Source organism: Nocardia miyunensis NBRC 108239 (assembly GCF_001613065.1).
In the GTDB taxonomy this organism is placed as follows: domain Bacteria; phylum Actinomycetota; class Actinomycetes; order Mycobacteriales; family Mycobacteriaceae; genus Nocardia; species Nocardia miyunensis.
Window position 1 is genome coordinate 1 of the sequence record NZ_BDBQ01000161.1, and the last position, 11,243, is coordinate 11,243.

9 protein-coding genes and 2 pseudogenes are annotated in these 11,243 nt (G+C 65.9%); all 11 read right to left on the bottom strand.

From position 1 onward, the window contains the following. Nucleotides 1-380 (bottom strand): annotated as a pseudogene (locus tag NM2_RS46310) (hypothetical protein); the annotation flags it as partial. A gap of 5 nt (nt 381-385) precedes the next feature. After that, on the bottom strand, nt 386-691 hold the full coding sequence (locus tag NM2_RS46315; protein ID WP_067684030.1) for a type VII secretion target: 306 nt from the start codon (nt 689-691) through the stop codon (nt 386-388). Between the two features lie 122 nt (nt 692-813). Continuing rightward, nucleotides 814-1,116, bottom strand: coding sequence for a YbaB/EbfC family nucleoid-associated protein (locus NM2_RS46320; RefSeq protein WP_067684032.1), 303 nt, complete (start codon nt 1,114-1,116; stop codon nt 814-816). A 42-nt stretch (nt 1,117-1,158) separates the two neighbouring features. Next, nucleotides 1,159-1,605, bottom strand: a complete 447-nt coding sequence (locus NM2_RS46325; protein WP_369690375.1) for a hypothetical protein — start codon at nt 1,603-1,605, stop codon at nt 1,159-1,161. A gap of 66 nt (nt 1,606-1,671) precedes the next feature. After that, nucleotides 1,672-2,472, bottom strand: coding sequence for an ESX secretion-associated protein EspG (locus tag NM2_RS46330; RefSeq protein WP_067684034.1), 801 nt, complete (start codon nt 2,470-2,472; stop codon nt 1,672-1,674). Further along, the gene (locus tag NM2_RS46335; protein ID WP_067684036.1) at nt 2,469-4,346 is read right to left on the bottom strand and encodes a hypothetical protein; all 1,878 of its coding nucleotides are present in this window, start codon (nt 4,344-4,346) and stop codon (nt 2,469-2,471) included. The genes NM2_RS46330 and NM2_RS46335 overlap by 4 nt, the downstream gene beginning before the upstream one ends. A 16-nt stretch (nt 4,347-4,362) precedes the next feature. Continuing rightward, on the bottom strand, nt 4,363-6,000 hold the full coding sequence (locus tag NM2_RS46340; RefSeq protein WP_067684039.1) for a hypothetical protein: 1,638 nt from the start codon (nt 5,998-6,000) through the stop codon (nt 4,363-4,365). A gap of 157 nt (nt 6,001-6,157) precedes the next feature. After that, nucleotides 6,158-6,451 carry a WXG100 family type VII secretion target gene (locus NM2_RS46345; protein ID WP_067684041.1) on the bottom strand — a complete coding sequence of 98 codons (294 nt, stop codon included), beginning with the start codon at nt 6,449-6,451 and terminating at the stop codon, nt 6,158-6,160. A 33-nt stretch (nt 6,452-6,484) separates the two neighbouring features. Next, nucleotides 6,485-7,291 carry an ESX secretion-associated protein EspG gene (locus tag NM2_RS46350; protein ID WP_067684044.1) on the bottom strand — a complete coding sequence of 269 codons (807 nt, stop codon included), beginning with the start codon at nt 7,289-7,291 and terminating at the stop codon, nt 6,485-6,487. Next, complete coding sequence (locus NM2_RS51170; protein ID WP_067684047.1) at nt 7,288-9,786, bottom strand: hypothetical protein; 2,499 nt, start codon at nt 9,784-9,786, stop codon at nt 7,288-7,290. The genes NM2_RS46350 and NM2_RS51170 overlap by 4 nt, the downstream gene beginning before the upstream one ends. 50 nt (nt 9,787-9,836) lie before the next feature. Continuing rightward, nucleotides 9,837-11,243, bottom strand: a pseudogene (locus NM2_RS50575) (hypothetical protein); the annotation flags it as partial.

The window sequence follows — 11,243 nt, forward strand, 5'->3', positions numbered from 1 at the left end:
GGCGTCGCGGGCCGCGGTGCGGCGGCCTGCGGCGTGCTCGCCTGAGGTGAGGGTGAATTGTGCTGTGCCGCAGCATTGTTCACCGGATTGCTGGTGGCGGGCGCGGGAGTCGGCGCGACGGCCACCGCGGGATGCACACCCGCACTGCCGAACTGGCCGGTGCCGAAGCTCGAGGCCATGTCCGTCAGCGGCCGCACGAGCGCCGTCAGGTCGATCACCGGCATCGGCGGCAGCCCCGGCAGGGGTGGTAGCGGCGGAATGGTCGGCAGCTGCGGCAATCCCATGCTCTGCAGGATGTGGCTCACCGGCTGATCCATCATGGGCGCCAGTGAGCTACCCCGCAGCAGATCCGAGATGCTGGGGTCGAGTGGCGCGTTCATCGGGGTTATACCGAGCCGATGTGTGCGGCGGAGTCGTCATCGGTGAGCTGGTAGTGGTCCGCGGCCGTGAAGGCGGCCAGCGCGGTGCCCGCGTGCACCGCGGCGAGCTCGTTCACCGACGAGATGTGGTTGGCCTGCGCATAGGCGAACGCCGCCAGGAAATCCTGGCCGATCAGCCCGAACACCGGCACCGCCGCGCCGACCGTGGCGGCTTGGTCGACATTGCCGACCGTGGCGATGGTTGTCGCCATCGCGGCCGAGGACGCACCGTATCCGCGGATGGCATCCGGCACAGTGACAAAAGGCTCCATTTTAAAACCCCGCTCCCGGTTGCGAAAATCCTTGCTTACCATCAATGGTAAGCGGAGCCGCGCTCATCGCGCTACGCAATTGCGGCCCCCAAGTCGCGGGGCCCGGCCCGTAGGCCAGAAATTCACCAGCCTGCAACCTCGTCATTGAACGTATTGACCAGATCGGCACGTTCGGCAAACGCCTGGCGCGCAGCGGCATACGAGGTGGCCACCAGGGTGCTCTCGAACTGTTCCGGCGTCATCCGCGAAATCGATTCGGACAGTTGCAGATCCACGATCGCGCCGTTGCCGTCGACCTCGACGGTCATCGATTCGTCCGGCGCGGTCTCGCGCGCGCGCACGCCCGCCATCTGATCGCCGAGATCACGCAGCCGGTACAACCTTCGGCGCACGCTGGCCTCGAGCTCGTCCATCGTTTCGTACATGAGGCTCCTCACAAAGGTTTTCGTCGTTCGGGTCGAACCGTCTCAGACGGACCGCAACCAGCTCTCCGGCTCGGTCTCGTACTCGTCCTCCTCCTGGAGTTCGCTCTGCGCGACCTCCGCGGGAGTGGGCAGACCCATGCGGCGCAACGCCTCCGGCGCGACCCCGGCCTCCTCGAACTCCGCCCGCCGCGCCAGCGCCGCACGATTCGCGGCCTGTTTGCACAACCGCAACACCTCGGCCGCCAATGCCTGTGGATCCCGCCGCAATTCACCCGGATCTACCGAAATCCCCAGCGGCAGACCCTGTTCGGTGGTGCGCACGGTAATCGACCCGGTCCGATTGCCCGCGGTCCACTCCACGAGCGCCGGTTGCTCGGCCCGCTCGACGACCGGACTCTCCTCGCCGGACCCCTCGTCGACCGCCTGCTCGCCCAAGATACCCTCGCCCACAACGGAATCCATCCCGACACCCGCATCCTCGGTACTCATGCCACAACCCCCATCAGTTCGTTCCCGGCCCCGGACAGGTTCGGTTCCAGCGTACGTCGCATGCGTTCAGGCGCTCTCGTCTTTTATCGCATGAACCACGGCGGCCACCCGGGTGTTGATCATGGCGATCAACTTCGCGTCGTCCACGGAGGTGGCGACGGGTGGGGTCTGGTCATCGATCACGTAGCGCCCGTCGTCCTCGAGGTCACGCCACTCCAGGCGGTGCTTGGTTCTACCGCGCGGGCCGAATATCGAACGCATCTGCTGGATCTCGACGATTCCGGTATACGTCGCGGGCGCATCGAGGAAACGCCGCACGCGATCCGACGCCGTGTCCGCGAACGAATCGCGAACCGACGACTGGCCGTACGAGTAATCCAGATCCTCGCCGGAGGTCTCGGAGTCGATGTACTCACCGGCCAGGGCCAGCGCGGATATTCCTCCGGGCTCCGTCTCGGGAACGGCCGCTACCACAGCATCGGCGAGCCGGATGGCGTCACATTCGGTGACCGTGAATCCAGTTGCATCCCAATATGTTTCGCCCGTCTGCTGAGTTACGACGTAGCCCCGGTCGCCGCGCCGGGCGGCATACAGCCGGACCAGTTCGCCCGGCTCATCCCACAGGCGCCAGTCCGCGCATTCGAGTACGACCACGATATCCGGCCGGGTGATCGCGGCCAGCATCTCGTCGAATTCCGCGTCCCGGGCCTGCGCCAGACTCGCCCTCGTTTCCCGCTGCACGAAACGGAATTCGTCCACGGACTTCGTCCGGTTCGTGTAGGCCAGCGGCCAGGGAACCGGGCCGTCGGTCGCATCCAGCCACAGGATGAAGAATTCGAATCCCGTGAACTTCCAGGTGGAACTCATTTCTCGACAACCGGTTTGGCCACGGTCGGCGCATTTCCGAGTGCCTCGTCGAGCCATTCCTCGGAGTCGAGGAATTCCGCCCGCTTGCGCTCCTTGTCGCTCTGGCCGCCGCGTTGCGCGGCGCCCATGGGGCTCATGGCGGGCATACCCGGACCGCTGCCGCTCGTGGCGAGTCCGGACGACGTCGCCTCCCCGGCAAGGGTTTCGCCGAGCGCGGAGGTGAGGGACGCGCGCGGGAACAGCTTCGCCGATGCCTGTGCGACGGGCGACAGGGGCGTCGTCTGGCCGTCGCCGCCACCGCCACCGCCGCCACCCAGGCCGTTGAGCGCCGACTTCTCCAGTCCGGCAAGAGCGGACGAAGCAGGAGTCTCGAGCTCGCCGGCGAGATTCTTCAGCTGGCTCCGCTGCGCGCCCTGCTGCAGGAACTGCTGAGCCGCCTGGACCCCCTGTTGCAGGACCTGTTCCAGGACCTGAAAGATCTGCTGTCCCTGCTGCTCCTGCTGTTGTTGTTCCTGTTGCTTCTGCCGTTGTTGCTCTTGTTGCTGCTGCTGTTGGTCCTGCTGCTTCTGTTGCTGTTCCTGTTCCTTCTGCTGCTGCTCCACCTGCTTCTCGTACGCACTGCTGGGGCCGGGCTGGGAAGGAGTGGACGGCGTCGAAGGCGTAGACGGGGTCGACGGAGTGGAGGGCCTCGACCGTACCGAAGGAGTGGACGGCGTCGAGGGAGTAGCGGGAGTCGCCGGCGTGGAGGGCTTTTGGGTGCCGTCGTCGACGCCTTTGATACCTGTGGGGGGCGGGAGATCCGGCAGAACCTGCATATGCGTCAGACCCGGTGAGTAGAAGCCGCCGATCGCGTCGTGCACGGCGACCATCTGCTGGCTCTGGGCACTCGTGTCGGTGTCGACCTTGTCCGGCATGGCGTCGTGTACGACCCCGAGCCAGCCCGACGCATCCACCATGAGGTTCCCGATGGTATTCATCCGCTCGACCAGATCGCCTGCGACAGTGTTGATCCGGGTGACCGCCTGCATCGCGGCGGCCGACCCGTCACCCTTCCAGCTGTCCTTGGTGATGTTGGTCATCTGCTCATCCAGATAGTGGAACGACTCCTTCACCTTCGCCGCGACAGCGATCCAGGTGCTACCCAGGTCGAGCAGCTGTGCGGGCTTGCCGTCGGTCGTCTTCTTCAACGTGACCGCGGCCGGAGGATCGAAACTGTAAGGGCCCGGTGCGGAACCGACCACGGTCGTCGTACCGGCGCCCGCGCTCACCTGCGGCTTCGCGAAATCCGCGGACGGCGGATTCTTGCTGTCGTAGCTCGGCCGCTTCTGGTTGACGGGATCGTAGACGTCGGGAATCGAGGTCGCCGCCGGTGCACTACTCGTCGGCTTGACATCCTGCTTCTCTTTGGTCGAGTCGATCCCGTATATGTACTGCTCTTGCGAGTACAGATCCGGCGCGGCGGTGGTCAGCCTCGTATAGGCGCTCTTCACCTTGTCCAGCGAATCCGCCGCTCCCTGATCCTCATTGGTCATCAGGTTCCCGGCGCGCACGAGGGCTTCACCGATCTGGTCGATGGCGTCCTTGTACTTGGGCAGAAGATTGGTCATCAGGTCGGCCGCGGTGTCGGTCAACTTCTTCGACAGGTTGGCAGGAAGGTCGTAATAGTTGGGCGGAGTGCCGAAAAGTTGTGTGTCCCCGCCTTTCTCGAATCCGTCGTACTTGTTGTAGGTGCCGTTGTACGCCGTCTCGAGCATCGCTGACGCGACCCCGACGTACCCCACCGCCTTCTTCAGTACGCCCGCATCCACCTGGACGATCCGATACGAACCGTTCTGAGCGTTGGTCAGCAAGTCCTTCCACGGTTCGTTGCCCATGACTCAACCTTCCTGATCAGATGCGCAAATCGGCCGCCGCACCGGTTTGCCGCTGATGGAAACGCTCCTCGAAACCTGTGGCGTAGACCGACGGGGCCGTCGAGGAGGACGACTGTTCGATCACGCGGTCGTCCGCGATGTAGAAGATCGCGCGGCCGATGGCGATCTCGCCCTCGGGGACCGGGACGAAGACCATCCAGCCGACGTTGAGACGTTCGGCGACGAGGTCCTCGACCGGGTAGTCGGTGGTGTCGATACCCAGGTTCAGGATGTGTTCGCGGACCAGGGCGATGGCCCGATCCTGGGACAGCGCGACGGGATCGTCGGTCACCAGGCCCGCCAGCGATAGCTGGTAGAGGGCGCCGTCGATATCGTCGGCGGGGTCGTCGAACAGGGCGGTGAGGGTTTCGCGGGTGATCACACCGGCCTCGGCGGCGGACACCAGATTCACCGCGGCGGCGCGCTGCTCGCCGCTCGGATCGTTGCTCACCACACCGCACACCACGTCGGCGACCGTGTCGGCGGACCACACACCGGGAATCGCGGCGCTGATCTGGTCGGAGGTCGGCGATTCGCCGCGGTACCAGCCGTCGCGGTCCCACCAGTAGCAGAACGACATCAACCCGCGTGCCGCGCGCGGATTCAGGACCTGATTGGCAACCCATTCCGGCGCACCGGAATACAGATCCGGCATCGGCTCGCCGTCGTTGTAGGCCGCGTCCAGCGCGGGGGCGTCCCAGACGCCGCCGGACAGCACCGCGCGCCCGCCCGGCAGGATGTACAGCGTCGAGCCGCTGCGCGAGGAACCCTCGAAAACGCCCAGCGCGGGCAGCACTCGCGGACCCCATTCGGAGCCGATCGCGACGAAGGCCGCGGCGATCGTGGCCCAGCGCGCCCAGAACACCGGCAGCACCGGGAAATCGTCGTACGACGGGACCGGAACGACGCCCGCCTCCCGCTCCGCGCGGGCGCCCTGCGCGGCCTGCTGCGGCGAACGCCACTGCCGGTTGTCGTGACCGACGTACGCCGCCAACCACACCGGCACCCGCTCCCGCGGAAACGCTTGCAGGTCAGCCAGATACGCGTCGGGGACCAGCATCTGATCCTCGGGGAACGGCTCGTCGCCGTAGTCGTAGTCGGCCTCGACGTGACCGGCCACGTCGAGCCGGATCTCCATCCGCCACCACGGGCCGTCGCCGAGCTGCGCGGAGACCTCGCGCTGCATCTGCACCAGATCGATGATCTCCGCGGACGGTTCGCGCCGGGCCACCCGATCGGCGTCGTCGTAGTACAGGGTGTAGGTCACCCCGCCCGCGACGGTGATGGCGAAGTACGCCTCGAGCCGCTTCCAGCCCTCCGGGCCGGCGACCGCGAGTTCCCGCGCGATGGAGTGGGCGAGCTGGGTGGCCTGCTGTTCGATGGAGGAGGGTGCGTCGGCGGCGGGCTCCGGCGCCGAGGTCGGCTCGCCGGGAGCCTCCTCGTCCACGAGCGAAATGTCCAGCGGCGCTTCGGCAGCGGCCGGCGGCGTGGGCGCGGCGCCCGCTTCGGCGGACGGTCCGGCGGCGGGCGTGCTCCCGCCCGGAAGACCGCCCAGACTGAAGGTGACGTCCGGGGCGGCCTTGCCCTCCGACGCTTCCTGGTGCGGATCGGTCATGTGCTCGAACCCTCCTCGGTGCCGCGACGGCCTGCCACATCACGGACACGGGCAATCATGCCGTGTCGCGAGCCGTCACGCTATTCAACGGTTTCGCCGATCGCCCTGATCGACGAGCCAATATCTCGAAAACGGCCGCGGCCGAGACCATGCGGGTCTAGTGGTCCATATCGTCCATCTTCTGCGCGGCGTCGTTCATGCCGGTGCCGAACTGGCCGAGTGAGGTGACCATATTGTCCGCACCCTGCACCAGGTTCTTGCTGGACTTGGTGTACCCGCTCTCGCCCTCGGTGAACTTGTCGCCGTAGTGGTCGTGGCCCCAGGGATATCCCTTGCCGTTCAGGCCGTTCTTCAGGGTATTGACGATCGTGGTGACCCGGCTGGTCACATCGTTCATCGTGCCCGCGGCCTGCCGCAGTTTGGTGGTGTCGACTTCGACCGGTTTACTCATCGACTTCTTCCTTCCTGATCATCCACGACCGCATTACCAGCGGTCCTCGGGACGTCCACTCTCCCAATGGGTATCGAGCCGCTCCATCAAATTGTCGATGTGTTGCTGGATCTTGCCGGCGAGCGCGTTGCGACCGATTCCGACGGCCACCGGCGAATCGTCCATGTTCATCACATAGCGGCCGTCATCGATGACATCGCGCCAGAGCAACTTGGTCTCCTGGATGCCGCGCGGACCGAATTTCGAGCGCCCCTGCACGACGCGCAACGTCCCGGTCTTGCTGGCGGGCAGGTTGAAGAACTTCGTGGAGGCGACGGCGGGCGGATCCTCGTCGTCGTCCTTGAAGAAACTCCCGCCGCCGTGCCCGATGTGCTCCGCCGGATCGATGATGATCGGAGTGCTGGTCAGACGGCCCGCCTCGGTCGGCGGGAGCGCTTTGACCACCTCGGACGCCAGGCTACGCGGATCACATTCGGTGACGATGTACCCGTCGGTGTGCCAGTACGTCTTTCCGGGCTTCTGCTCGAATTTGTACGCCTGTGCGCCACTGCGTGCGAAATGGATGTACATGCACTTCTGGCCGTTGTCCATATCCCGCTCGTCCCAGCCGTGCAGGCGGATATAGAGCTCGGGAGCGCACATGACGTCGATCATCGAATCCCAGGCCGGATCCCATTTCGCCCGAAGCTCTTGCCAGACATCGGCTTTCAGAGCTGCTGACTTGTCGATCGACATATGCTCATCGAGAGTCCAGAACAGCGGGTCCGGCATCTCGCCCCCCCGGTACTTCTCACAGATCACCTGGAATTCGATACCGGTGAAAGTCCACGACAGCGTCACGGCTCGATCACCGGCCTGACCTTGTCGACCGGATCGAGGATCTCATCGAGATTCGTTGCGCCATCGAGGTATTTCGCTCGCTTGTGTTCCTTGTTGCTGTTGGCCTGCTGACTACCGCCCATGGGTCCCGGCATACCCGGCATGCTCGGGCCGTTGGCGTTGGACGTGTCGAGCTGATGGTCGGGAGTGAGCGGTGTACTGCCACCGGCCGCCCGGGGGAACAGTTTCGACACGTCCGGCGAACCGTTCGGATCCAGCGCCGCGCCAACGGCATTGGAGACATCGTGCCCGGCCGCGCCGAGTGCGTTCCCGGCATCGGTCAGGCCCTGGCCGATACTGCTCAGCGCGTTGTTGAACATGCCCGGCACATTGGCCAGACCCGAGGTCGCGGCGTTCAGCAGCGAAGGCAGGATGCCCGAGAGCGCACCACCGAGGGTGTTGCCCAGGGAGTCCAGTCCGGACAGCGCGCTGAACGGCGACGCGCCCGACATGCCCAGCGCCTCTTCGGCCGCCAGATAGCCCGCCGAATAGCCTGCGTTGTAACCGGCGGCGTAGCCGGAACCGCTCATCCCGTACGAACCGTAACCGCTGCCATAGCCACTGCCGTAGCCGTATGAACCGTAACCGCTGCCATAGCCGCTGCCGTACGCACCGCTGCCGAGACCGAGTCCGGAAGCGCCGATTCCGGAGTAGGCACCGAGTCCGGAGTAGGCGCCGGTGACGCTGGATGCGGCCGCGAGGCCGGCGGAGTAACCGGCCATGTACGCCGAGCCCATGCCTGCCGAACCGCCACCGCCGGCGGTGGTGCCGCCGCCACCCGTGGTGCCGCCGTAGCTGCCTCCGCCACCGGCACCGCCCGCGCCGCTTGCCGCCCCGGCACCGCTGTAGGCGCCGTAGGGGTTGCTGGAACCGACACCACCGTAACTGCCGGCGGTACCACCGCCGCCGGTGCCGCCACCGGTACCGCCGTAACTGCCGGCGGTACCACCGCCGCCGGTACCGCCACCGGTGCCACCGCCCGTACCGCTCGTGGCGCCGCTGGAGCCGCCGTAGCCGCCGTAACTGCCGCCGGTTCCGCCACCGCCGGTGCCGCCACCCGTACCGCCACCGGTACCGCCCCCGCCACCACCGCTTCCCGCGGAGTGAGCCGCGGCGTAACCGGCGGAATAGCCGGCACCGTAACCGGCCGAATAGCCCGCTGAATATCCGGCACCGTAACCAGCGGAATAGCCTGCGCTGTAACCGGAATCGGCGCCGCTGCCGTAGCCGCTGCCATAACCGCTACCACCACCGTAACCGCTACCGCTGCCGTAACCGCTACCGCTGCCGTAACCACTGCCACTGCCGTAACCACTGCCACTGGTGCTGCCGGTGGCACTGGTGCTCGCGCTGGTGCTGGTGCTACTGCTGTTCGAGCCGCTCGAGCTCGTATTTCCGGTGCCCGAGCCGAGAACCGTGATGTAGGGCAGCGCCTTCATCGCGTTCTGGATGCCGACCTTGTAGTCGTTGTTGTACGCGTCCAGGGCTTTCTGCCGCCACTTTTTGATTCGGCAACTGGCGACGCCCTGATTCTCCGCGGTGTCGGTCGGCATCTGATCGAATGTGGCCTTGAGAAAGCCGCTGGTGTACTTCAGGACCGAGGAAAATTCGCTGACACTGTTACTGAACGCCGTCGCGCCGGTCTCGAAGCGCTGCACCGCGGCCATGGCCGCGGTCGCACCCGTGCCCGTCCACATATCGCCGGTGATCTTCGACAACTGCTGCGTCACGTTCGCGAAGTCGTTGGCCATCTGGGTGGCCAGCCACCCGTAGCGGACGGCCGCGGCGTCGGTATTCCAGTCACTGCCGATCATCGACCGGTCGAAGTAGTAGAAGTCGTCGTAAGTCCACGAGCTGGCATCGTTGATCTGGACGGTCTGGCTCTGGTCATGGTTCAGCGGTGTCGTCGGCGCATCCGGCATATCGCCGTTACCCACCGAGAATTGCGACGAATCCGGTGGTGTTCGGCTCGTCGGATCGCTCTTGACCGCGGCGTTGGTGATGCTGGTGAAGTCGTCGACGGTCTGCCCCTCGGCCTTCTGATAGGCCTTCAGGGCGCCGATGAACGTATCCTGCATGTTCGTCAGGATCTTCTGCAGGCCTTCGATCCCGGTGAGGATCGTGGTGCCCTTCTGGTTGTAGATATTCGTCAGCTCGGGACCGGCCGGATCCAGCGCGTAGTTCGTGATCGGCTTGATGGCGTTGAGCTGGTTGTCGGTGATGTATTTGTGGTACGAGTCGAGTTGCTTGATCAGCTCGTGGATCGCCGCGGCACTGTCCTTGAAGACCTGGAAGTCGGCGCTCATCCCCTTGTCGGTGTTGAGTCCGAGGCTCGGCGGATTGGCGTTGGCCCAGGTGTTGAGATTATTCCAGTCCGTCGTATCTTCCGGCGTGGTGTCACCGGGCCCACCGGTGGTTGTGCCGATGCTCCCGCTCGTGCCGGTGCCGTCAGCCATCTGCTTCCTACTCCCTCATCAAGGTCACTGCGTATATCGAGCTTGCTGCCCTAGTCGGAATCCCGGTAGCTCGTACCCGGGGCTCTCGGTTCGCCGTCGGTGGTCTTCGGCTCGCCTTCGGAGATCGTCGTCACGGGCGTCGCCTTCGGCTTCGGCTTCGCCTTCTGTTTATCAGGATCTCGTGAACCCGCCTGCGGTGTGAGGGGCGCGCCCAGCGTGAACTTGACGTCCACATCGGCCTCGGGCCCCTCGACCTCCACTTCCTCGTCCGGCGATGGCATCAGGATGGCCTTGGGCCGCTTGCGTTTTCGCTTGTCGTCCTTCTTGCGGTCCTTCTTGCGGTCCGTGGGCCCCTTGGATTCGGCCGTCGCACCGGGACCGCCCGTACCGCCCGAACCGCCGGATCCCAGACCACTGGAACTCGGCATGCTCTGGCCGTCGGAGCCGTCCTGACTCTGTGGTGTGTGATCGTTCTGGTTCGCTGGATCAGGGGAACTCGTCCCGTCGTCCGGCGAGCCGAGCGAACCGTGGTGCGACGCACCGTTACTGCCGTCGTCGGTGGTGACGTCGGCCATCGACTTGTTCGCTTCGGATCCGTATTGCGACCCCGGCTGATCGCCGGACGCATCGGTTCCGTCGGCTCCCGAACCGGTGCCGTCCGTGCCGGAGCCCGTCCCGTCGGTGCCGGAACCTGTTCCGTCCGCGCCGGAACCTGTTCCGTCCGTGCCCGATCCGGTGCCGTCCGTGCTCGACCCGGTTCCATCGGCGCCGGAACCCGTTCCGCCGGAACCTGACCCGGTGCCATCCGTACCGGAACCCGTTCCGCCGGAACCCGATCCGGACCCGTCCGTGCCCGAACCGGTCCCGTCGCTGCCCGAACCCGTGGACGATCCGGCCGACCCCGAACCCGACGTGTCCTGTGAACCGGACGGGTTCTGCTGCAAGGAGTTCAGCAGTCCGGGCGCTGAAAGTGATTGCAGCCCGTTCTGTCCGGTGAGCGCGTTGAGCAACGCGTTCAGCGCCGGACTGGCCGAGTTCAGCAGATCCGACAGGCCCGGCAACCCCTGCTCGCCCACGCCCGACGATCCTTGATTGCCCAGCCCCGACAGATCCCCGAGCCCCGACAGGCCGTTGCGCCCGGACAACCCGTTGAGCCCGGACAGCAGGTTGTTCAGCCCCGACAGCCCGCTCTGCCCGTTCGCCCCGGACAGCAGATTCGCCAGCCCGAGCGGGCTGCCCGTCGAACCGAGCAGATCCGACAGCGCCGACGGCGACAGATGCGACAGGCCCGCCAGCCCCGACAGTTGCGACGGCGAAAGTCCGGACAGCCCAGCCAGACTCGACAGTCCCGGCAGATTCGACAGGTTCGACAGACCGGCCAGCTGCGCGGATTTCAAGCCTTGCAGTCCGTCGGCCAGGTGCGCGGCCGCGGCCCGCGCAGCAGCGGCGGTTTGATG

Excerpts from the sequence above, each read along its gene's own strand:
- NM2_RS46345 (WP_067684041.1), bottom strand. The coding sequence starts at position 6,451 with ATGAGTAAACCGGTCGAAGTCGACACCACCAAACTGCGGCAGGCCGCG.
- NM2_RS46340 (WP_067684039.1), bottom strand. The coding sequence starts at position 6,000 with ATGACCGATCCGCACCAGGAAGCGTCGGAGGGCAAGGCCGCCCCGGAC.
- NM2_RS46315 (WP_067684030.1), bottom strand. The coding sequence starts at position 691 with ATGGAGCCTTTTGTCACTGTGCCGGATGCCATCCGCGGATACGGTGCG.
- NM2_RS46330 (WP_067684034.1), bottom strand. The coding sequence starts at position 2,472 with ATGAGTTCCACCTGGAAGTTCACGGGATTCGAATTCTTCATCCTGTGG.
- NM2_RS51170 (WP_067684047.1), bottom strand. The coding sequence starts at position 9,786 with ATGGCTGACGGCACCGGCACGAGCGGGAGCATCGGCACAACCACCGGT.
- NM2_RS46325 (WP_369690375.1), bottom strand. The coding sequence starts at position 1,605 with ATGAGTACCGAGGATGCGGGTGTCGGGATGGATTCCGTTGTGGGCGAG.
- NM2_RS46335 (WP_067684036.1), bottom strand. The coding sequence starts at position 4,346 with ATGGGCAACGAACCGTGGAAGGACTTGCTGACCAACGCTCAGAACGGT.
- NM2_RS46320 (WP_067684032.1), bottom strand. The coding sequence starts at position 1,116 with ATGTACGAAACGATGGACGAGCTCGAGGCCAGCGTGCGCCGAAGGTTG.